Below are 22,408 nucleotides of genomic sequence, written 5' to 3'. Positions count from 1 at the left end.
GGTCCTCGTTTGTTGGGCCTTGCGGCCGGTACTAGCTCTCGAAAATCGTTCCCGCCTTCGCCGCCCGCGCGCGATCCCGCGCAAGCGTGGCGATCGCGGTGTCCTGCACGCCGGTGCCGGTGAGGTCGGCGATGGTGATGTCGCTTGCCGAGCGCCGGCCGTGTTTGCTGCCGGCAATGATCTGGCCGAGTTCGGTGACCTCGGCGTCGGCTGCGAAAACCGCAGCCTCGATCGCGTGATGGAGCTCGCCAAGGCGCCGTGTCTGCTTGGCGCTGTCGGCGACATAGAGGTCGGCCATGCGCAGGATCGCCGGCGCGATCTCGTTCTTGTGCTCGGCATCCGAGCCCATCGCGGTGATGTGTTGTCCGGCGGAAACGAACCCGGGCTTGATCAGCGGTTCGGTCGACGGCGTCGTGGTGACGATGATGTCGGCGCCGGCTGCCGCGTTCGCGGCATCCGGCTCGGCGCGAACCATGATGCCCAGCCTGTCGCGCAGGCGGGCGGCGGTTGCTTCGGCCTTGGCGGCGTCGCGCGCCCAGATCCGCGCTTCCTCGATCGGCCGCACGAGGCGCAGCGCTTCCAATTGCAGGCCGGCCTGCAGACCGGCGCCGAAGATCGCCGCGACCTTGGAATCTTCGCGCGACAGATGCCTGGCCGCGACCGCGCCGGCGGCCGCCGTGCGGATATCGGTCAGATAACCATTGTCGAGCAGCAGCGCCTCGACCACGCCGGTCTTGGCCGAAAGCAGCACCATCATGCCGCCGCCGCTCGGAAGGCCGAGCTTCGGATTGTCGAAGAAGCCGGAGCTGATCTTGACGGCGAAGCCGTCTATGCCTGGCACATAGGCGGACTTCACGTCGACTTCGCCGCGATGCTCGGGAATGTCGAGCCTCAAGATTGGCGGCATCGCCACCGGGAGCGTGGCCAGGGCGCGAAAGGCGTTCTCGACGCAGGCGACGGCTTCCAGGTCGAGCATCACGATCTTGCGAAGATCGCTTTCGGTGAGAATTGTCATCCGGCTCATGCGGCGCGCTCCTTCACGGAGAATTCGCCGCAGACGATGCGGCGGTGCAGGCTCATGTCGATGTTGCGCCCGGAGAGGATCAGCACAGTCGGGCCGCTCACTTTGACCTTGCCGGCAAGCAGGGCGCCAATGCCGACGGCGCCGGCACCTTCGACGATCTCGCGCTCCTCTTCATAGGCATGGCGAATGCCGGCGGCGATCTCGTCCTCGGAAAGCAGGACCACGTCGTCGAGCAAGTCGCGGCACATGGCGAAGGTCAGCCGGTTGTCGAGGCCGATGCCGCCGCCGAGCGAGTCCGCCAGCGTCGGCAGTTCCTCGACCTGCACGGGTCGGCCTGCCTCGAGGCTGGCTTTCATCGCGGCGCCCCGCGCCATGGAGATGCCGATGACTTTAGTGCCCGGGCTCACGCCTTTGACGGCCGCCGCCACGCCGGCCGCGAGCCCACCGCCGGAGAGCGGCACCAGCACGCATGCTGCGTCCGGAACCTGTCCCATGATTTCCAGCCCAAGCGTGCCTTGCCCGGCGACGATATCGGTATGGTCGAAGGGCGGCAGCATGACCAGCCCTTCCTCCGCCACCAGCCTGTCGACCTCCTGCTGGGCGTCGTCCTGGCTGTTGCCGACAATGCGCACTTCGGCGCCCAGGCGGCGGATGGCATCGAGCTTGTTCTCGGGCACCAGCCTCGACATGCAGATCACCGCGCGCATGCCTTCGAGCTTGGCCGCATGCGCCAGCGCGCGGCCGTGATTGCCGGTCGAGGCGGCGACGACGCCGCGCGATTTTTCGTCCGGGCTCAGGGCGGCCATCGCATTGGATGCGCCGCGCAGCTTGAAGGCGCCGGTGGTCTGGTGGTGCTCAAGCTTGAGATGAACAGGATGGCCCACGCGCTCCGACAGGTTTTGCGACAGCACAGCCGGCGTCCGCTCGACCTTGCCGGCAATGCGTTCGCGCGCGGCGCGAATATGCTGAAGCGTAACTGGCATCTCGATCACGGGCATGACGATCACTGGGCCAGCGGCTTGGTCCACAAGCGGCCGAACTCCGGTCGCGGCGTCGCGTCGCCGCAGAGCCGCAGGCAGTTCCAGGCGCTGGCCTGGTTGCTGGTGACGACCGGACGCCCGATCGCCTCTTCCATGCCCGGCACCGCGAGCGCGGCGCGCAACGCGGTGCAGGAGACGAACAGCGCATCGGCCTGCGGATGCGTGACTTTGCGCGCCATGTCGATGAGGGAAGCCGGCCTGATTCGGGCCATCTCGCGGTCATCCTCGAAGCCGAGGCAAGTGAAGCTCTGGATGTCGAAGCCATGCGCGGCGAAATAGGCGGCCATCGGCCGGCTGGTCTCGACGGTGTAGGGGGTCAGGATGCTGATGCGCTTCACGCCGAAGGCGCTCAGCCCGCGCATACCGGCCATCGGCGGCGTGACCACCGGCACGCCGGGCTTGGCCGCCTGGATCGCAGCTTCAATCTCGGCGTCGCCGATCACCACGGAAGCGGAGGTGCAGGAGTAGCAGACGGCATCGAGCGTCTCGTCCGGCAGGATCAGCGCCGCGCCCGCTGATAGCGAAGGCTGCATCTTGCGCAAATTCTCCGGCGTCGTCGGATTGGCGTAAGGGATGCGCGCGACGTAGACGCCGATGCGCTCGCTCGCCACCATGCGGCGAAAATCCACCTCGCTGGTGTGGTCGGTGGCCAAGGCGATCAGGCCGACGCGCTTTTCCAGCGGACGTGCGTCAAGCGCGGGGCGCGCCGTTTCGAGCCGGATCTCGGGCAGTGCTTTCATGACTTTCATCTTTCGATCCTGCCGTAGCGATGCTCCAGCCAGCGCAACAGCACGACGGAGCAGAGGCTGATGACGAGGAAGAACGCGCCGACCAGCGTCATCGGCTCGATATAGCGGTAATAGGTGTTGGCGACGCTCTTCGCCTGGTTCATCAGCTCGAGCACTGTGATCGCCGAAAGCAGCGGCGTCTCCTTGAACATGGCGATGAAATAGTTGGCCAGGGCCGGGATCATCGGCGGGATCGCCTGCGGCAGGATGATATGCGTCCAGGTGTGGCGTCCGTTGAGATTGCAGGCCTTGGCCGCCTCCCACTGGCCGCGCGGCACGTTGTCGATCCCGGCGCGATAGACCTCGGCCGTGTAGGTGCCGTAGTGCAGGCCGAGCCCGATCACGCCAGCCACCAGCGGCGGCAACAGGATGCCGATATCGGGCAGCACGTAGAAGATGAAATAGAGCTGCACCAGCAGCGGCGTGCCGCGGATGAATTCGGCGAACCAGCCGACGCTGCGCGCGACGAGCCGGTTCTCGGAGCGCCGCGCCAGCGCGATCGCAAGCCCTACGATCGCCGCCAGGATAGAGCCCAGGATGGTTGCCAGGATGGTGATCTTCACGCCCTGGATCAGGGTCGGCATGATCTCCCAGACGAAGTTCCAATCCCAGTCCATCAGACGCGCACTCCATCCAGGCCGCGCGCCATGCGGCGCTCCAGCGTGCGCACGCCCCAGGAAATGATCAGCGCCAGCGCAAAATAAATGATCAGCACGGACAGGAACGGCATCAGCGTGCTGCCGGTCTGCGAACGCACCACTTGCGCCTGGAAGGTGAGATCGGCGAGCGATATCAGCGACACGACCGACGTCGCCTTGAGCAGCTCGATGGCGTTGTTGCCGAAGGTCGGCAACATGACGAGCAGCGCCTGCGGCAGGATCACGTGCCGCATGCCTTGCCAGCGGCCGAGATTGAGCGCCGTGCAGGCCTCATATTGCTCGCGGCCGACCGACAAGATGGCGCCGCGCACAACTTCCGCCGCATAGGCGCCGACATTCAAGCCCAGCGCCAGCACGCCGGCCTGCAGCGGCGTCAGCGACAGGCCGGCGAAAGGCAGCACGAAATAGGCCCAGAACAGCTGCACGAAGATCGAGGTGCCGCGGAAGAATTCGATATAGGCCGTGGCGATCGCGCGCAGGAGGAAGAAGCGCGACACGCGCCCCATGCCGGCAAGGAAAGCCATGATCAGCGCCAGCACCGATCCCATCAGCGTCAGCTCGATGGTGACAAGCGCTCCCTGCAATATCAGGCCGAGATAGCCGGACCACTGGGTCATAGGGTTCCAACGTTTGCGGTTAGCTTTCTTCTCCCCGTATACGGGGAGAAGATGCCGGCAGGCAGATGAGGGGCAGCGCGAACCTTGAAATGCCGGCGCCGCCCCTCATCCGTCACTTCGTGACACCTTCTCCCCGCAAGCGGGGAGAAGGAAAAAGAGCTTACTTCGCCGCGCAGAGCTTCTCGCGCGTCGTCGACATCGCCGCCTTGGCGGAGAAGCCGTAGGGCTCGATGATCTTGGCGAACTCGCCGGACTTCTTCAGCTTGGCGAGCTCGACGTCATAGGCATCGCGCAGCGCCTCGTCGCCCTTCTTGAAGGCGGCGCCGTCGCAATAGACCGGGGCGCCCTGCACCGGTGCGATCACTTCGAGGTTGGGATCATTGGCCTTCTTCATCAGGTCGTTGATCGACAGAACCGGCAGCGAATAGGCGTCGATGCGGCCATCCTGCACCATTTTCAGGCCGCTCTGGCCGTCCGGCACGACGATGACCCGATCGCGCGGCACGCCGGCATTGAGCGCCAGCTTCTCCTCGGTGCCGCCGCCGGGCGCGCCGACGGTGGCGGAGCTGTCCTTGGCGATGTCCTCATAGCTCTTGAAGCCCTTCGGATTGCCCTTCTTCACCAGCATCGCCTCGGCATCGCACAGCACCGGTTCGGAATAGGCGACCGCCGCGCAACGCTCCGGCTTCATGAACAGGCCGGCGGTGACGACGTCGAAGCGTCCAGCCTGCAGGCCGGGGATCATGGCGCCATATTCGGAGATGGAGGCAACGATGTCGTTGACGCCGAGACGCTTGAAGATCTCGCGCGCCACGTCCGGCGCCGCGCCCGAGACCTTGCCGTCCGCGGCCACCGCCGTATAGGGCGGCTCGTTGGCGATGGCGACGCGGGCAAAGCCTTGCTGCTTGAGCTGCTCCAGCTTTGCATCGTCGGCCGAACGCGCGCCGGAGGCGAGCAGCATCGTGCTCACTGCGAGGCCGGCGACGCCAGCCAGAATGCCAAGTTTCTTCATCGTTCCCAACTCCTTGTTTCTGTTATTGGTTTGCTCGGTTCGGGACGGCCTTTGGCCGCCCGTGGACGGCTTGCGCCGCCCGTTTGCATTGCGGTCAGACGCGATGTCCGGCCGCGATGATCTTCTTCAGGAAGCTCTGCGTTCTTTCCTGTTTGGGATGGCGGAAAATCTCATCGGGCTTGCCTTCCTCGACGATCCTGCCGCGGTCGAAGAACAGCACGCGGTCGGCGAAGTCGTGGGCGAAGCCCATCTCGTGGGTAACCAGAAGCATCGTCATGTCGGTCTCGGCCGCGAGCTTGCGCATGACGTTGAGAACTTCCTCAACGAGCTCAGGATCCAGCGCCGAGGTGACTTCGTCGAACAGCATGATCTTGGGTGACAGCGCCAACGCGCGCGCGATCGCCACTCGCTGCTTCTGGCCGCCGGAAAGCTGCGCCGGCATCGCTTTCGTCTTGTCGGCGAGGCCCACCATGTCGAGCAGTTCCATCGCCCGCTTCTCGGCGGCGGCGCGCGCGACGCCCTTGGTGAGCATCGGCGCCAGCGTCACATTGTCCATGACGCATTTGTGCGGGAAGAGATTGAAGAGCTGGAAGACCATGCCGATCTTCTGGCGCATCCTGGCCAGGTGCCGCTCGTCGGCCGGCAGCAATTGGCCGTTGCGCTCCATGTGGTAGAGCTGCTCGCCATCGACCTGGATGTGGCCGCCGTCGATCTTCTCCAAGGTCATCAGGATGCGCAGGATCGTCGTCTTGCCTGAGCCTGACGGGCCGATCAGCGCCAGCTTCTCGCCGGGCATCACCTGCATCGACAAACCGTCCAGCACCTTGAAGGTGCCGAAGCTCTTCGAAATCGCATCGACCTTGATGATGGGCGCGGGCAATCCATTTCCCCGTTCTGGAGAAGCCTATGCCCTTAACGATGCGAAACGCGTCAAATCATGTCAATTAGGAAAATAATATCATGACAATATTTCCGGCGCGGCACAATTACAGGGCAATCTGGACTCCTTTTGTGCATCAGATGGCGAGCAGGAGATGCTCCGGATCGCCGAGCAGCAGCTTGGCGACAACGCTCAGGCCCGCCCGCAGTTCCCCCTCTGTGGTCGATCCGAGCGAGATGCGCACGGCCGGACGCCACGGCGTGTCGGCGATGCGGAACGAAGTACCCGGCGCGATCGCTACGCCGCGCAGGCGCGCTTGAGAGACAAAGCTCTCCTCGGCGCGGTCGCCCGGCAGCTCCAGCCACAGATGCAGCCCGTCCCGGTGGACGCGATAGTCCACGCCCGTCAGGACTTCCGCGGCGATCTCCTGGCGCCGCCTCAGCGCCTGGCGTTGCCAGTTGACCAGCTCCATCGCCGTCCCGTCATTCACCCAGCGCGTGGCGATCTCCGCCACCATCGGCGTCGCCATCCAGTTCGAGACGAGGTGGCGGTTGGCGACGGCGGCCACATAGCGGTCCGGCACGGCGAGATAGCCGATGCGCAGGCCGGGCACGGTGATCTTGGTGAAGGAGGTGACGTAGAGCGTCCGCTCCGGCGCGAACGCGGCGACCGCCGGCGGCCGGCCTTCGACCAGCGGCCCGAGCACGTCGTTCTCGATGATCGCAATATCGTGCTTGCGCGCGACCGCGGCGATCTGCTCGCGGCGAGTGGCGTCCATCAACGTCGCCGTCGGGTTGATCACCGAGGGCTGTACGAAGACCGCGCGGATGTCCGAGAGGCGGCAGGCCTCGTCAAGCGCCTCTGGGATCAGCCCGTTGCCGTCGATCGGCAGCCCTTCGAGGTTGAAGCCGAGATAGCGCGAGAGCGGCACCAGCGTGTGGTGGCCGATCGCCTCGGTGGCGACCGTCGAGCCGGGCGGCGCCACGCTCATCAGCGCTACCGTCATGCCGGCGGTGGCGCCGTTTGTCAGGCTGATATTCTGCGGCGACGCTTCCAGCCCGCACAGCTTCAGCCATTCGACCGCGACCGCGCGGTGACGCGGGAAAACCATGTTCGGCCGGAACGACAGCGCCGAGCTGGACGGCAGGTTCTCGGCGAGCCAGCCCAGCGCCTGCTTCAGTTTCTCCAGATGCATCGGCTCGCAGACCGGCTTCAGGATGGAAAGGTCGATGACCTCGCCCAGCCGTTCCGGGATGTAGGGCGGCTCCGGTTCCCGGCGCTGCGTCTGCACGAAGCTGCCGCGGCCGACCTCGCCGGAAATCAGCCCGCGGCGGATCAATTCCTCATAAGCGCGGCTGACGGTCTGCACCGAAAGTTTCAGATCGTCCGCCAGCCGGCGGTGCGTCGGCAGCTGCGTGCCGTTGGCCAGCCGCCCGTCATGGATGGCGCGGGCGAACTGGTCGGCCAGCGAGAGATAGGCCGGGCGGCGGATGAGAGCAGGATCTGGCTGCCATAATGTCATGACTTATTAGAGATCGAAATCAGTGCAATTGACAATCGAAATAATGCATCGTCATGGTGTCCTGAACGAAAGGCGGATACCGCATGGCGGCAGCGAAGCTCGACCCGATCGACCTCAGGATTCTCGACGCCATCCAGCGCGACGGGCGCATCACCAAGCTGGCGCTGGCCGAAAAGGTCGGCCTGTCGCCGACGCCGTGCTGGATGCGGCTGCGCAAGCTGGAGAAAGCCGGCATCGTCTCCGGCTATCACGCCGCGGTCGCCATGCGCGTCATCGCGCCGGTGGCGACCGTGCTGATGGAAGTGACGCTGGCCAACCATCGCCAGGCGGATTTCGATCGCTTCGAGCGGGTGGTGCGGGATGTACCGGAGATCGTCGCCTGCTGGTCGGTAGGCGGCGGCGTCGATTACGTGCTGAAGGTCATGGCGCGCGACATCGACGCCTATCAGCGGCTGGTCGACGGCCTGCTCGAACGCGAGATCGGCATCGACCGCTACTTCACCTACATCGTCACCAAGACGGTCAAGGACGAGACCGTGCTGCCGGTGGCCGACCTGCTGCCGGAGCAAGGGTGAGTCGGTCTTCCGATCAGCGTGGAGATTAGCCGACACGTCAGTACTTCGTCATCCACGGGCGGAGCAAGGAGCGAAGCGACGCGGCGCAGACCCGAGGATCCATGCCGTGGCGCCAAGGCATTGCGACGGTGCAGAATTCTGCGCCGCAGCGCCCTTCGATCAATGTAACGGCATGGATCCTTGGGTCTGCGCGACGGAGCTGCGCTCCTGCTTCGCCCAAGGATGACGAGGCTGAGGAGCCTCGGCCAATTTTCACCGTTTGATCGCACCCGCCAGCCGGCAAGCTAGAGAGATCGACCTGCTCTCCCGGCCAATAGAGAAAATCTCTCTACATCGGACCGCCGAAACAGCCTCTTTGTCTCGACAGCGCGACTAGTCTCTCCCTATCGCCTCGGCACCGGGAGACTTGACTGATGTCCGCGCATTTTGCCCGCACCAACCACCATGAAGCGCTCGATCGCCTCGCCGATCGCCGCCTGCTGCGCGCGCTCGCCTATGTCGACGGCCACTGGACGGCAAGCGAGGCTGCGGCAAGTTTCGAGGTCACCGATCCGGCGACCGGCGCTACCGTCGCGTTTGTGGCGGCACTCGATGCCGCCCAGACGACGACGGCGATCAATGCCGCGTCCCGTGCGTTTCCCTCCTGGCGGGCGCTGTTGCCGCAGGAGCGCTCGAAAATTTTGCGAAAATGGTTCGATCTGATCGTCGCCGCCAAGGATGATCTGGCGCTGCTGATGACGCTCGAGCAGGGTAAGCCGCTGAAGGAATCGCTTGGCGAGATCGACTACGCCGCCTCCTTCGTCGAGTGGTATGCCGAGGAAGCGAAGCGCCTCAGCGCCGAAAGCGTCACCAGCCATCTGCCGAACGCCGAGATGTCGGTGCGCCGCGAGCCGCTCGGCGTGGTCGGCGTCGTCACGCCCTGGAATTTCCCGTCGGCCATGCTCACCCGCAAGGCCGCGGCCGCGCTTGCCGCCGGCTGCACTGTGGTGGCGCATCCATCCTCCGAAACGCCGCTCTCGGCTTTGGCGCTGGCCGAGCTCGGCGAGCGCGCCGGGCTGCCGGCCGGCGTCTTCAACGTCATCACCGGCGACGCGCGCGCCATCGTCGGTGCGATGTGCGCCGATGCGCGAGTCCGCGCCATGAGCTTCACCGGATCGACCGAAGTCGGCCGGCTGATCGCCGCGCAGAGTGCCGCGACGATGAAGCGCCTGGTCATGGAGCTTGGCGGCCATGCGCCGCTGATCGTTTTCGACGACGCCGACATCGACAAGGCGGTGACCATCGCGCTCGACGCCAAATTCGCCACCTCCGGCCAGGATTGCCTCGCCGCCAACCGTATCTATGTGCAGCGGCCGATCTACGGCCGCTTCTGCGCCGCCTTCGCGCGCCGCATCGAGCAACTCCGCGTCGGCAACGGTCTGTCCGCCGACGCCGAGATCGGGCCGTTGATGCATGAGCGCGCGGTCAAGAAGGTCGAGGAACAGGTCGCCGACGCAATCGCTCACGGCGCCCGTTGCCTGACCGGGGGCAAGCGCCACGCTGCCGGCCCGCTGTTTTATCAGCCGACGCTGCTTGTCGATGTGCCGGACGAAGCGCTGATCATGCGCGAGGAAACTTTTGGGCCAGTCGCCGCCGTTACACCCTTCGACGACGAGGCCGAAGTCGTCGCCCGAGCCAATGCCACCGAATACGGCCTCGTCGCCTATGTCGTCACCGACAGCGGCGCGCGGCAGGCGCGCATGGGGCGTGCGCTGGACTACGGCATGGTCGCGATCAACCGCGTCAAGATCACCGGTGCGCCGATCCCCTTCGGCGGCGTCAAGCAATCCGGCATCGGCCGCGAGGGCTCGCGCCACGGGCTCGAAGCCTTTACCGACCTCAAATATCTCTGCCTCGATGTAGCCTAAGCTGCGCAGGCCCGCATTCTCGTCAGGAGTCAAAAAATGCTCGAACAGTCCAACGAACTCTCCGCCTGGGATCGCGACCACTTCTTCCATCCCTCGACGCATATGGGCACGCATGCTCGCGGTGAATCACCCGCCCGCATCATGGCTGGCGGCGAAGGCGTCACCGTCTGGGACAACACCGGCAAGAAGAGCATCGATGCCTTCGCCGGCCTCTACTGCGTCAATGTCGGCTATGGCCGCCAGAAGATCGCCGACGCCATCGCCGAGCAGGCCCGGAATCTCGCCTACTATCACGCCTATGTCGGCCACGGCACCGAGGCCTCCATCACGCTTGCCAAGATGATCATCGACCGTGCGCCGAAGGGCATGAGCCGAGTCTATTTCGGCCTCTCCGGGTCCGATGCCAATGAGACCAATATCAAGCTGATCTGGTACTACAACAACGTGCTCGGCCGGCCGGAAAAGAAGAAGATCATCTCGCGCTGGCGCGGCTATCACGGCTCAGGCGTGATGACCGGCTCGCTGACCGGGTTGGAGCTGTTCCACAACGCCTTCGACCTGCCGCGCGCCCCGATTCTGCACACCGAGGCGCCCTATTATTTCCGCCGCGCCGACCGCTCGATGAGCGAGGAGCAGTTCTCGCAGCATTGCGCCGACAAGCTCGAAGAGATGATCCTCGCCGAAGGACCGGACACGGTCGCCGCCTTCATCGGTGAGCCGATCCTCGGCACCGGCGGCATCGTGCCGCCGCCGGCCGGCTACTGGCAGAAGATCCAGGCCGTGCTGAACAAATACGACGTGCTGCTCGTCGCCGACGAGGTGGTGACCGGCTTCGGCCGTCTCGGCACCATGTTCGGCTCCGACCATTACGGTATCAAGCCGGACCTGATCACCATCGCCAAGGGCCTGACCTCGGCCTATGCGCCGCTGTCCGGCGTCATCGTTTCCGACAGGGTCTGGCAGGTGCTGGTCAAGGGCTCCGACAAGCTTGGCTCGCTCGGCCATGGCTGGACCTATTCGGCGCACCCGATCTGCGTTGCCGCGGGGGTCGCCAATCTCGAGCTGATCGATGAGATGGACCTGGTGCGGAATGCCGGCGAGACGGGCGCCTACTTCCGCGCCGAGCTCGCCAAGGCCGTCGGCGGCCACAGGAATGTAGGCGAGGTGCGCGGCGACGGCATGCTGGCCTCGGTCGAGTTCGTCAAGGACCGCGACGATCGCGTCTTCTTCGATCCGGCGCTGAAGGTCGGGCCGCAGATCGCCACGGCGCTTGCCGCCAGCGGCGTCATCGGTCGCGCCATGCCGCAGGGCGACATCCTCGGCTTCGCGCCGCCGCTCTGCCTGACGCGCGAGGAGGCCGACATTGTCGTCGAAAAGACCGCCGACGCTGTGAATGGCGTCCTCGCCAGCATCTGAGAAGCGACGTCCGAGAAGCGATATGAATGCGATGACCAGAACCGTTCCCGCCACCATGGCCGCCGTGCAGCTTACCGGCCATGGCGGCCTGGAGAAGCTCGTCTACCGCACCGATGTGAAGGTGCCGGCACCTGCCGCCGGCGAAGTGCTGGTCAAGGTCAGCGCCTGCGGCATGAACAACACCGATGTCTGGGTGCGCCAGGGCGCCTATGGCACGGAGGAGGACGCGGCCGCGGTATCGACCTGGCGCCGCCAGGGCAACACGCTGACCTTCCCGCGCATCCAGGGCACCGACACGGTGGGTACCATTGTCGCTATCGGCGACGGCGTGCCAGCGAACCGCATCGGCGAGCGCGTCATGGTCGACTTCTCGATCTACAACCGCGACGACGATTCGCTGGCCGACATCGACTATATGGGCCATGGCCGCGACGGCGGTTATGCCGAATACCAGGCGCTGCCGGCGGAGAACGCGCATGTCGTCAACACCGATCTGAGCGATGTCGAGCTTGCCACTTTCTGCTGCGCTTATCTCACCGGCGAGCAGATGCTGGAGCGTGCCGCGCTGCGGGCCGGCGAGCGTGTGCTGGTCACCGGCGCCTCTGGCGGCGTCGGCTCGGGCATCGTGCAACTGGCCAGGGCGCGCGGCGCCATCCCCTACGCCGTCGTCGGCAAGGGCAAGGAGCAGGCCGTGCTCGACATCGGCGCCGAGAAGGTGATCACGCGCGGCGTGGCCGACCTGCCCGCCGCCGTCAACGAAGCGACCGGCGGCCAGCCCATCGACGTGGTGGCCGACCTCGTGGGCGGGACCATCTTCAACGACCTGCTGCGTATCCTGCGGCCCGAGGGCCGCTACACCACGGCGGGTGCCATTGCCGGGCCGGTCGTGCAGCTCGATCTGCGCACCATGTATCTGAAGCAGCTCCAGCTCCACGGCTCGAGCCAGGGCACGCGCGCCGACTTCCGCCGTATCGTCCGCTACATCGAGGAAAAGAAGATCAAGCCGCTGGTCGGCGGCGTCTACAAACTGTCGGACTTCCACCGCGCCCAGACCGACTTCATGGGCAAGGACTTCGTCGGCAAGCTGGTCGTGGTGCCGGATGCGATGTGGAGCGGCGCCTGATCCTGAAGGGACCGCCCGGCGAGCTCCTCAGTCGCCGCATCATCTGTCGCGGCGATTGCCGACGGCAAGCCAATATACGCCGGGAAGTAAACGCCTTGCGGGGCGTGCGTATCCGAGGACACCCGGACGAAACCGGGGCGTCCTCGCCTCGCAGTCGGCGATGCGCTTGCCCAGGTCATTGCGGCGTCCGGGCCTCTGAGCTATTTTAGCAGTTTATTGGATACGTCTGCCTGCCATCGCGGGCGCGTTCCTTGCCGCCTTGGCAGATTGTGAAGTCTTTAACAGACCGCGATGCTGCAAGCTGAATTCTTGTGGCTGACAGGTCATAGCGGTTGGGGATTTTGCCATGCTGCGACGCTACGCGCTGATTGCGGCCTTGATCGTCGTGGGCCTCACGACGGTGCAGGCCCAGGCCGATCGAAGGGTTGCGCTTGTCATCGGCAATTCGCAATACCACGAAATCCCGGCGCTCAAGAATCCCGACAAGGATGCCGAGGATGTGTCGAACACGTTCCGGCTGGCCGGATTCGATGTGTTCGTCGCCAAGGACCTGACCAAGCTCCAGTTCGAGAAGGAGTTCCGCAATTACCTCGCGGCGGCGGACGGCGCGGATCTGGCCATCGTCTATTATTCGGGCCACGGCTTTCAGATCGGCGGCGAGAACTTCCTGATCCCGGTCGATGCGTCGCTCAAGGCTGCGGCCGACATCGAGGTCCAGGCGGTCAAGCTCGACGATGTCCTGCAGCAATTGCGCGCCAAATCGAAGATCCAGGTGATCATCCTCGATGCCTGCCGCAACAACCCGTTCCCTCGCAAGGATTATTGGCTGCGCGACCAGTTGATCGCGGCCGGCGGCACCGGCCTTGCACAGGTGAAGAGCTCGCTGAACACGCTGATCGCCTTCGCCACCGAGCCGGGCGCAGTCGCCTATGACGGCTCCGGCGATCTCAGCCCGTTCTCGTCCGCCTTCTCCCGCCGCGCGCTGGCGCCGAACCAGGAGATACGCTCCGTCATGGCGGCCGTGCGCCGCGATGTGGTCGAGACCACCAAGGGGGCGCAGGTTCCGTGGGAGAATTCCTCGCTGATCGACGAGGTGGTGCTGATGCGCCGCGCCAGCCGGCCGGCTTTGCCGCCGGTGCTGGAAAAGACAGTGCCGTCGGGCGTCGGACCGGTCGCGCTCGACCTGCCTGTGCCGGTCGATGTCGACGGCGGCGCGGTCACCATCAGCATCGAAAGGCCGCCGGCGCTGGGGCGTCTGATGCTGGACGGCAAGCCGATCGCAACGGGCCAGCCGATAGAGGGCAAGGACCTGCCGCGGCTCCAGATGGACGTGCCGAAGGGCGCCGATGCCGAGGACCAGGTCGATATGCTGGCCTATGCCACGCATGACGAATGGGGCGGCGGATCGCAAGGCATCCTCGTGTTCCGGGTCAAGAACGGCGACGGCACCGCCGGCAAGCAGCTCGTGGCCTCGCTGGAGTCCGAGCAGAAGCAGCAGGTGGTGGAGCGCGGCATCCACATCGCCGGCGCCGCCGAGGCGATCGAGAACCACGACGTGAACGTTCCGGTAGGTGTCGGTCCGGTTCCGCTGAAGCTGGATTTGCCGACCAAGGATCCGGCGGTCAGCGTGAAGCTCGCGAGCTATCCGGCAACCGGGACGCTGTCCCTGCCGGATCGGACGCTGTCGCCGCAGTCGAGCCTGACGGCCGATGAAGTCGATAAGCTGCGCTACGAGCCGCAGATAGGCACGGTCCAGCCATTGATAGTCGGCGTCGAAATCAGGGCCGACAACACACCGTCAAAGCCGGCGACGATGAAGCTGTCGCCCAGCGTCGATCCGTGCGACCAGAAGGCAGGCGAGCCTTTGGACCTGCAGGGCGTCGTCCCCGGCCTGTTGCCCAACGAGATCGGCGCCGGCGCGGTGGACGCCTGCCAGGCGGCGGTGAAGGCCTATCCCGATGTCGCGCGTTTCCACTACGAACTCGGCCGCGCGCTGCTCGCCGCCGGCAAGGTCGACGAGGCGAAGAAGGCGATCCAGAAGGCTGCCGACCAGGGACATGTCCGCGCTGTGTTCGAGCTCGGCTATCTCAACGCAACCGGGACGGGTATGTCCGCCAACCGCAAGCAGGCCAACACTTTCTATGCGGCGGCGTCCGACAAGGGCGATCCTTATGGCATGACCTCATGGGGCCGCGCTTTGTTCAACGGCTACGGTGTAGACCGCGATACCGGCAAGGGGCTTGACCTGCTGCTCAAGGCGGCGGCGATGGGCCATACCTACGCGATGAACGATCTTGCGGCGATCTTCACTGAGGGCCGCAACGGCGTGCCGGCAGATCCGGCGCGCGCGGTGGCCTTCCTCAAAGCTGGCGTGGAGCGGCAGGATATGTATTCGATGAACCTGCTCGGCCGCAATTATCTCGCCGGCACGGGGGTCGAGAAGGACCCCAAGGCCGCCCTCTCGCTGTTCCAGAAGTCTATGGATCTCGGCCAGCCCTATGCGCCCGGCAGCCTTGCCCGCATGTACAGGGATGGAGTCGGCGTCCAGCAGGATCTGGCCGAAGCGCAAAGGCTTTTCGAGCTGGCGACCGACCGTGGCGATCAGTCGGCCGCCTATGATCGCGCGGCGCTGGAGATGCAAAGGGGCGACAAGGCCGATCAGGCGGTGGCCGCGCGCTACCTTGCTTTCGCAGCCGCGCTAGATCTTCGCAACGAAATCCCGGACGCAAAGGCGACGCTCGCGAAATTCGGCGCGAAGGCGAAGACAGCGGCCCTGAAACAGATGCGTGGGGAACTCAAATCGAAGATTTCGGCGGACGGCTCGTTGGACGATCAACTGGTCAAGACGGCCAGGGCGGTCTGGGAGCAAGCCAATCCGCGCCGGGACTTGTTCTGATCAACAGGAGGCAGAAGTGGTGGGCTGGGCATCAAAACAGGCAATCGTTGGGACAATTCTATCCGGTGCTCTGGCTGTCACGGGGTGCACGACCATAATGCCCAAGCCCGAGCCGGCGCCGGCGCCGAACCACAGGACGAAGGTTGTTCGCACGACGACCACGCCAAAGGTGGTCAAGCAGAACAAGGTCACGGCCAGGAAACTGATCAAGCCCATCCAGAACGAAACTGCGCCTGTCATTGCGCCGTTGGGCGGAGGCGGCAGCGGCGGTAGCGGGGGTAGTGGCGGCGGCGGAGGCGGAGGTGGAGGCGGTTGGGGATGACCGCTCGATAGCTGTTCTCCATCCTGCGCTTGCAACATCCACAGGGGACCGCTTCAAGGTCGCTTTGACCAAGTAGGCGCAAGGCGGCTACAGATGATCCTGAACTAAGGACTTTCCGGGCGTTCTCCGGCGGAAAACCCCTAATACGCGTCGACCGATTGCCGCTGCGCTTCCATCTCCGCCATCTGGATGCCCATCTCGACAAAGGCGGAAAGCACGGCGAAGCGGTCGGCGGTCGAGACGCGCGCCAGCCCCGCCAGGATACCGGCGTTGACGGCGTGGGCAGCGGGGAATCCGGTCGACAGCATATCGAAGGCCGGGTCGCGCCATGCCGCCGACAAGGCGATCCATGCAGCCGGCGTCGCCGGCGACGGATCGATAGCGCTGCTGAGCGCCGCCCGATGGCGAGGATTGCCGGGCTCGCCCACCCAGTCGCTGACGAGAGCCAGCAATTCGAAATCCCTTTCGGCAAGCAGCTCGGCGAGATGGCTGAGGCACTCATGCCCCCACCAGACCGCGGCGCGCTCGGGCAGGAGATAGGCGCAGAACGTCACGGCTTCCTCCGGCACGCGTCCGGCGAGCAGCGCGCGGCAGAATTCCAGCGGGGGTTGGGCGGCGGCCGGCGACTTCATGTCCCGGGCGATCGCTGGACAGGCAAGAAACAGATCCCTTGCCGTTCTGTATCCGAGTTCATTGGCCATCGCTGCCACACCCCGAGCATCGGCACAAACAGCACTGAAACCCGCGGCCAAGCGCCGGTCAAGCCTCAACCTTATCAGGCGGCGGCCATCGGCAACGTGCGCTTGTTCACAGACAATCGTTTCGAGATTTGATATAGTCCGCGCCAGCGAAAACCCGCTCGAAACAGATCAAAACAGGAGTGACGGTCATGCGGTGGGGCAGTTCAGCCTTGGCATTGGCGGTCGTGCTTTTTTCAACGCACGTTTACGCCGATCCGCTTCAGAAATCGGAAGACATCGTGAAATTCTTCGCCGGCCAGGGCAATCTTGGCGCCTCACGCGGCATCTGCGTCGGCACCGAGGAAGAGTGCAAGAGCAAGGCCGAGAAGAACCAGGCGCCGCCCCAGAAGGCTGGCCTCGACATGATGATCAACTTCGCCCTGGATTCGGCCCAGCTCGACCAGACCGCTCGCACGGAGCTGGACGAGTTCGCCAAGGCGCTGAAGGACAACAGGCTGAGCACGTTCAGCTTCGTCGTCGAGGGTCACACCGACGCGACCGGCACGGACAGCTACAACCAGGGCCTCTCGCAGCGGAGGGCGCAATCGGTGGCCGCCTTCCTCGAAGCCAACGGCGTTGAATCGGCGCGGCTCGAAGCGATCGGCCTCGGCAAGTCGCATCCGCGCGTCGCCAATCCATACGATCCGGTCAACCGCCGTGTGGAAATGCGCATCAGGACGGAATAGACGGGCCTCAGGCAAGCCGACCCGTCAACAGCGAAACAGGTCAGGGGGAGCTCGGTCAAAACGCCGGCTCCCCTTTTTTGCTGTCTATTTCGACGCAATTCCAGGCGGAAAACCGCTTCACACTTTTCCTGGAATTGCTCGACGATCAATTCTTGATCGCGTTGCCGATCACAACGCCGCTGCCGAAGATCAGCGCCTTGGTCAGGAAGTCGTTGTTTTCTCTCGGCGGCGGCGCGTCCTCGCGAACCACTGTGTCGCTGTTGCGGCGGCGCTGAACGACCTGCGTCTGTTTCCGGCGCGGCTTTTGCTGCGCCGTCGGGTCCAGCGTGCGGGTCTTCTGCGCGACCTGATTCCTGGTCGGCGCGGTGCGCGCCTGGTCGGCGGCGTTCCTGGCGCGCACGGCATCCATCATCGGGTCGGTCTGGATCACCAGCAGAGCCAGCTGTTCGCGCGTCAGATAGGTGGTTGAGGGCAGGCCGTTCTTGCCTTGCCAGACGCCGATCGCCTGGCGCGTCCTCGGACCGATATTGCCGTCGACCTGGCCGAGCTCGTTGCCCAGCGCTTCGATACGCAGTTGCAGGTCGATGCGGCCGTTGCGGTCGAGCCCGATGGCGCTTTCCGTCAGCTCGGTGCCTTGCGTCTTCCTCATTTCGTCGGTGATGCCGACAGAGGTGCGGACGGCTGAGCCTGGATTGGCACTGGCATCGTCCGCGCCAAGCGCCGCCACCTGCTTGCCCGCCGCCGGATCCTTTAGCTGGTCGATGTTGAGCTTCGCCACCGTGGCGAAACGGCCGTTCGGGAACTGGTCGAGATAGGCCTCGTAATAGGGGATGGCGTTCTTCTTCGAAGCCTCGTCCCAAAGCCGCTGCTCGACCTCCCAGGACGGCGGCTCGCTGGCCACGGGAGCGGGCGCGGCCGTCGCCTTGGCCGCGTCGGCTGGCGGCGTTGCGGCGGGCGAAGCTGTTTCTGCCACGGGCTTGCCGAGGAACACTTCTCGTCCGAGCGAGGCATTGTGCCATGGCCGCTGCCTGCCTTGCGTGGCTTCCGTCACCTCGCCGCGCACCCGCGTCAAGGCGCTCTGGATCTCGACGCCCGGCTCGGTCAGGTGCTTGGCCAGAGCCAGCGAATAGGGGCTGTCGACGCCGTTGCCGTCGAAGGCGATGGCGCCGGGGTCGGTCGCATAGGCAATCAGCACGCCGCCCGTGCCCATGCCGTCGGCCTTTGCATCGACCGGCGCGAGGCCGGCGCCGAGCGAGCGGCTCTTCGGCAGCGCCGCTGCCAGCGTGCGCGCCAGCGGATTGTCGCGGCAGGCGTCCAGAATGATGATGCCGACGGCGGGATCGGCCGGCAGCGCCGCCATGAATTCGTCGATCTGGACCGTGCGGGTCTTGAGATAGGCCGGCGACGTCAGCTCGGCATCGACCGGAATGAGGTAGTTCCTGCCGTCGACCTGCATGCCGTGCCCGGCATAGTAGATGACGGCAAGGTCGGCATTGTAGGACTCTTCGGTGAATTTGCTGATCAGGCTGTGCATGCCGGCATTGTCCTGGTCGACGCCTTCGATCACCTGGAAGCCGGCGTTGCGCAGCGTGGACGCGATGAGGCGGGCGTCGTTCGCCGGGTTCGGCAAAGCGACGGCATTGACATACTTGCTGTTGCCGATGACCAGCGCGACGCGCTTGCCGTTGGGCGTGGCGGCCTGGGCGCCGAACGCGGTATGGAACAGCAGGATCAACCCGCCCAGAATGATGGCGAACGCTTTCATGGATCAGCCCTCCGCCCCTTGGGGCGCGTTATCGATGTCTGCGCATGCTGAGTGTCGTAAGCGACAACGTCGCTTCTGCCAAAATAGTCTCTTGAGCGTCTGTGATCTCGACCACAGATTTGGTTCACGAGGGGCCCGAAATTTCCTCTGTGAGCATTCGCTAAATTACCATTGGCGGGCCTGAAAACCAATCGGCCCATCCAGCCATGCGAGGTTTGGTGAACCGGCTAGTTCCTCAAACAGAAGTTTTGACCGGTTGGTTAGTGTATGTTGGCAGACCCCGTGCCTTGGCGATTGGCCGAGACGCCTATCGCGGTCGTCATCCACGGGCGGAGCAAGGAGCGTAGCGACGCGCGCAGACCCGAGGATCCATGCCGTGACTTTGAAGCCCCGCAGCGGTCCAGAATTCTGCACCGTTGCACACTCGGTCCAGGTAACGGCATGGATTCCAGGGTCTGCGCGCGTCGCTTCGCTCCTTGCTCCGCCCTGGAATGACGAGGTTCAGAGCCTTCAGCTCATCGCCGGCGTTTGCGCTGACTCTCCCAAACGGACGTTGATGCCTTGCCCAACAAGCCTGCAATCTATCAAAATCCCTGTGTTAAGGACCTAACCGGGCTCCAGCGTCTCCTGGAGGGAGCCTATCAGCGCGGTGATCGCCTGCTTGTATTTCTCGAATTCCGGCGACGTCTGCCGCACTTCGGTCGTGGTCGTCGTCGGCTGGCCCTGGTCGGTCGCCACGCGCGGCACTTTTTGCCCCATCTTCCGCTCGGCCCAGTCCACAACGTAGCTCGCAGTCTTGCCGGTGAGGAACGGGTTGGCCTGGATGACGGCCGACCCGAGCACCGCGCTCAACTGCGTCGAGCCGGGCGCCGCCAGGACCTGGGCCGCGCCTTCCATGCCGAGGAAATGGCAGAGATAGAGGCGGCCGGCGGTGATCTGGTGGCCGCGCGCGCGCAGATAGGCCTCGCCCTCGCGCGCCAGGTTGCGCACCATTTCGCGCGACAGCGTCGCGTCGTAGCGAAGCGCAAGCAGGTCGGCGGTCGACAGCGAGCGGGCAAGGTCGGGCCGATAGGTGTTCATCATCCGGATCCAGGTCTTGGAGATGAACTGGCCGGCGCCGGTCGCCGAGGAAAGCGGGTTCTTCGCGCGGGCGCTGCCGCCGCTTTCGACATGCACGATCCGCTCCGTCAGCGTTTCGACGGCAGTATCGCCGGAACCGCCGGAGCTGACGGCAACGGCGGTAGCCACCGTGGTGACGGTGCCCAGGGGATCGATCGCCTCGCCGTTCTGGTAGAGCTCGAAATGCAGATGCGGGCCGGTCGAAAGCCCAGTCGTGCCGATATAGCCGATGACGTCGCCAGCCTTCACCTTGGTGCCGACGCCGCTCGCGATGGCGAATTTCTGCATATGCGCATAGCGCGTCTCGCGGCCATTGGCGTGCGTGATCTTCACCAGATTGCCATAGCTGCCGCCATCGCCCTGGAACGAGATCTCGCCGTCGAAGGCGGCCATGATCGGCGTGCCGACCGGCGCCGCCCAGTCGACGCCCTTGTGGATGCGGACCGTGCCCAGGATCGGATGCTTGCGCGGGCCGAAGGTCGAGGTCATCACCCCGGCGACCGGCGTGACCATGCCGTTGGTGACGGTCAGCGAGCGCACCTGGTCGTCGCCGGTCACGCAGGCATATTGGCCGTCGCTCTGCTGGAAGACGAAACAGTCGAGACTCCGGTCCGCGCCCTGGACGCCGACATAGAGCACCCGTCCGGAGATCTCGCCCTGGCCGCGCGGCGTCTGCGAATAGATCAGCACCAGGCGCTGGTCCTCGCTGGCGAAGGCGTCGAGGTCCTGCCCGCGCGACAGATACATGATCGCCTCGCCGATGACGCTGGTCGGCACCTTGTTGCGCGCCGCCGTCGAATAGATCGCGTCGAGCAGGCGGTACTGCCGCTTCGGCCCGCCCTGGTCGGAGGCGCCGGAATAGTTGAACAGGTCCTCGCGGACCCATGGGTCGACGCCCGACACGAAGGCGCCGGCCGCATTGCGGGTCAGCGTGCCGACATAGACGTTCTTGGCGTAGATCGAGACCTGCATCAGCGACATGGTCGTCGTCTCTCGGTTTGGCCGGAACCCGCGCATGGCGACGACAAAGCCGGCCTCCAGCCCGTCGCGGTTGAACAGCGCCTTCAGCGCCTCGCCGGCAAGCTTGGCGTCGTCGGCGGAGAAATGCGCGTCGAGCGCCACGCTGTCCAGGCTGCGGTCGTTGAGGATCTTCACGAACGTGTCCTCGGTCGCCTCGAAGCGCTGATATTCGCTGGTGACGGTCGCGACGGTCGTGTTGTTCTCGATCGCGGTTTTCTTGAAGGCGGGGAGTGCTGCCTCGCCCTGGTCGATGGTCTCGCCCCAGCCGGCTTCCGGATCGTCGGCGTCCGCCTTGAGCGCCGAGCCGGCGTCGCTGTCGTCCGGCGCCGCTTGGAGGTCGTTCTCTAGATCGCCTTGCGGATCGCCCTGTTGATCGTCCGGCGCCACGACCGGAGCGGGCGGGGCCGATTGCTGATCGCCGGGCGCCATCGCCGAGGGCCTGGGAGCGGCCTGCCGCTGCGCCTGGAAGAAGGCGAAATCCTCCTGCGTCGACGGGATCGTCGTCATGAACTTCTCGCTGGCGCTCAACATCACGTCGGAGAGAATCTCGATCTGCGGCGAGGCACCCGAACTGTCGAGCTCGGCCGGACGCGCCACGGTCTTGCCCTTCGTCGCGGTCTCGGCGTCGGGCGCCAGCGTGATCCACATCGGATCGCCGGCGAGATCGATGATCGCCGGCACATAGACCGACGCGTCGGGCGGCACGTCTTCCATGCCCTCGACCGGGTGCAGCTCCTCGTCCTCGTCGCCGAACGACCAATAATCCCTGGTCAGATAGAAGCCGGTGGCCAAAGCAACGACGGCGAGCGTGGCCAGGCCGGCAAGAGCCCGGCGCCAGAGCCTGCGCCGCCGCTCGGCCAGGCGCGCCTGTTTCTTCTGTTTGAAGCTCGTGTCGATTGCGTGCGTCACGGGCTGTTTCCGGTCAGGAAATAGGTCCAGCGCACCTGCTCCTGCGTATCGACCTCGACGAAGCGCGCCGCGATATGGCCGCGCTGCCAGCACTCCTCTATGCCGCGGATCGAGAAGCGCCGCCGGTCGATGCACATCTCGGTCGATCCGTTGAGGATCGCATGGCCGAAGACGTCCGTGGCGTAGAGATAGATGTAGCGGTTGGCCAGCTCCTCGCGGATGACGTTGACGCACTGATTGGCGCCGATCGTCCACCAGCCGTCCGTCTGGTCGGCATTGTCGACCTTCTGTCCGACGGCGAGATTGACGACGTCGAGCGTCTGGTTGCAGACGGTGAATTCGGCATGCGCCTTGCCGGGCGAAAGCATCGGGAGCAGCGCAGCCCCGA

General features: G+C 65.2%; 18 protein-coding genes. 6 read left to right on the top strand and 12 right to left on the bottom strand.

Going from position 1 to position 22,408, the window contains the following annotated elements:
• Positions 1–31 precede the first annotated feature (31 nt).
• The 8 genes from EJ069_RS19775 to EJ069_RS19740 form a co-directional block, all read right to left on the bottom strand.
• The gene (locus EJ069_RS19775; RefSeq protein ID WP_126062741.1) at positions 32–1,024 is read right to left on the bottom strand and encodes a cyclodeaminase; all 993 of its coding nucleotides are present in this window, start codon (positions 1,022–1,024) and stop codon (positions 32–34) included.
• The gene (gene eutB, locus EJ069_RS19770) at positions 1,021–2,022 is read right to left on the bottom strand and encodes a hydroxyectoine utilization dehydratase EutB (protein ID WP_189476520.1); all 1,002 of its coding nucleotides are present in this window, start codon (positions 2,020–2,022) and stop codon (positions 1,021–1,023) included. Before eutB ends, EJ069_RS19775 begins: the two co-directional genes overlap by 4 nt.
• Positions 2,023–2,027: 5 nt before the next feature.
• Positions 2,028–2,804 carry an ectoine utilization protein EutA gene (gene eutA, locus EJ069_RS19765; protein WP_126064811.1) on the bottom strand — a complete coding sequence of 259 codons (777 nt, stop codon included), beginning with the start codon at positions 2,802–2,804 and terminating at the stop codon, positions 2,028–2,030.
• 5 nt (positions 2,805–2,809) lie between these two features.
• On the bottom strand, positions 2,810–3,469 hold the full coding sequence (gene ehuD, locus EJ069_RS19760; RefSeq protein ID WP_126062740.1) for an ectoine/hydroxyectoine ABC transporter permease subunit EhuD: 660 nt from the start codon (positions 3,467–3,469) through the stop codon (positions 2,810–2,812).
• The gene (gene ehuC / locus EJ069_RS19755; protein ID WP_126062739.1) at positions 3,469–4,128 is read right to left on the bottom strand and encodes an ectoine/hydroxyectoine ABC transporter permease subunit EhuC; all 660 of its coding nucleotides are present in this window, start codon (positions 4,126–4,128) and stop codon (positions 3,469–3,471) included. Before ehuC ends, ehuD begins: the two co-directional genes overlap by 1 nt.
• Positions 4,129–4,288: 160 nt before the next feature.
• Positions 4,289–5,089 carry an ectoine/hydroxyectoine ABC transporter substrate-binding protein EhuB gene (gene ehuB, locus EJ069_RS19750; RefSeq protein WP_245456688.1) on the bottom strand — a complete coding sequence of 267 codons (801 nt, stop codon included), beginning with the start codon at positions 5,087–5,089 and terminating at the stop codon, positions 4,289–4,291.
• Between the two features lie 145 nt (positions 5,090–5,234).
• Positions 5,235–6,020, bottom strand: a complete 786-nt coding sequence (gene ehuA, locus EJ069_RS19745; RefSeq protein WP_126062738.1) for an ectoine/hydroxyectoine ABC transporter ATP-binding protein EhuA — start codon at positions 6,018–6,020, stop codon at positions 5,235–5,237.
• Between the two features lie 136 nt (positions 6,021–6,156).
• The gene (locus tag EJ069_RS19740; protein ID WP_126062737.1) at positions 6,157–7,542 is read right to left on the bottom strand and encodes a PLP-dependent aminotransferase family protein; all 1,386 of its coding nucleotides are present in this window, start codon (positions 7,540–7,542) and stop codon (positions 6,157–6,159) included.
• Positions 7,543–7,625: 83 nt separating this feature from the next.
• Here EJ069_RS19740 and EJ069_RS19735 point away from each other — a divergent pair, with 83 nt between their 5' ends.
• From EJ069_RS19735 to EJ069_RS19715, 5 genes are all read left to right on the top strand, one after another.
• Complete coding sequence (locus EJ069_RS19735; RefSeq protein WP_126062736.1) at positions 7,626–8,117, top strand: Lrp/AsnC family transcriptional regulator; 492 nt, start codon at positions 7,626–7,628, stop codon at positions 8,115–8,117.
• Between the two features lie 413 nt (positions 8,118–8,530).
• The gene (locus EJ069_RS19730; protein ID WP_126062735.1) at positions 8,531–10,024 is read left to right on the top strand and encodes an NAD-dependent succinate-semialdehyde dehydrogenase; all 1,494 of its coding nucleotides are present in this window, start codon (positions 8,531–8,533) and stop codon (positions 10,022–10,024) included.
• 36 nt (positions 10,025–10,060) lie between these two features.
• A complete protein-coding gene (locus tag EJ069_RS19725) occupies positions 10,061–11,440 on the top strand; it encodes an aspartate aminotransferase family protein (protein ID WP_126062734.1) in 1,380 nt (459 codons plus the stop codon).
• A gap of 22 nt (positions 11,441–11,462) precedes the next feature.
• Positions 11,463–12,563 carry an alcohol dehydrogenase family protein gene (locus EJ069_RS19720; protein WP_126062733.1) on the top strand — a complete coding sequence of 367 codons (1,101 nt, stop codon included), beginning with the start codon at positions 11,463–11,465 and terminating at the stop codon, positions 12,561–12,563.
• Positions 12,564–12,909: 346 nt separating this feature from the next.
• Complete coding sequence (locus tag EJ069_RS19715; RefSeq protein ID WP_126062732.1) at positions 12,910–15,459, top strand: caspase family protein; 2,550 nt, start codon at positions 12,910–12,912, stop codon at positions 15,457–15,459.
• A 462-nt stretch (positions 15,460–15,921) separates the two neighbouring features.
• Here the strand turns inward: EJ069_RS19715 and EJ069_RS19705 are convergent, their stop codons facing one another.
• Entirely contained in the window at positions 15,922–16,482 is a 561-nt protein-coding gene (locus tag EJ069_RS19705; protein ID WP_245456204.1) for a hypothetical protein, read from the bottom strand.
• A 188-nt stretch (positions 16,483–16,670) separates the two neighbouring features.
• Between EJ069_RS19705 and EJ069_RS19700 the strand changes: the two genes are divergently transcribed.
• Positions 16,671–17,207 carry an OmpA family protein gene (locus EJ069_RS19700; protein WP_189341799.1) on the top strand — a complete coding sequence of 179 codons (537 nt, stop codon included), beginning with the start codon at positions 16,671–16,673 and terminating at the stop codon, positions 17,205–17,207.
• Positions 17,208–17,352: 145 nt separating this feature from the next.
• Here the strand turns inward: EJ069_RS19700 and EJ069_RS19695 are convergent, their stop codons facing one another.
• The 3 genes from EJ069_RS19695 to EJ069_RS19685 form a co-directional block, all read right to left on the bottom strand.
• A complete protein-coding gene (locus EJ069_RS19695; RefSeq protein WP_126062730.1) occupies positions 17,353–18,972 on the bottom strand; it encodes a caspase family protein in 1,620 nt (539 codons plus the stop codon).
• 606 nt (positions 18,973–19,578) lie between these two features.
• Complete coding sequence (locus tag EJ069_RS19690; protein ID WP_126062729.1) at positions 19,579–22,020, bottom strand: M23 family metallopeptidase; 2,442 nt, start codon at positions 22,018–22,020, stop codon at positions 19,579–19,581.
• Positions 22,017–22,388 (bottom strand): DUF1036 domain-containing protein, encoded by a 372-nt coding sequence (locus tag EJ069_RS19685; protein ID WP_189341625.1) that lies wholly within the window; start codon positions 22,386–22,388, stop codon positions 22,017–22,019. Before EJ069_RS19685 ends, EJ069_RS19690 begins: the two co-directional genes overlap by 4 nt.
• Positions 22,389–22,408 lie beyond the last annotated feature (20 nt).

Source organism: Mesorhizobium sp. M2A.F.Ca.ET.043.05.1.1 (genome assembly GCF_003952445.1).
Lineage (GTDB): Bacteria > Pseudomonadota > Alphaproteobacteria > Rhizobiales > Rhizobiaceae > Mesorhizobium.
The sequence above is the reverse complement of the archived record's forward strand: the minus strand, read 5'-3'. Positions and strand labels throughout refer to the sequence as shown.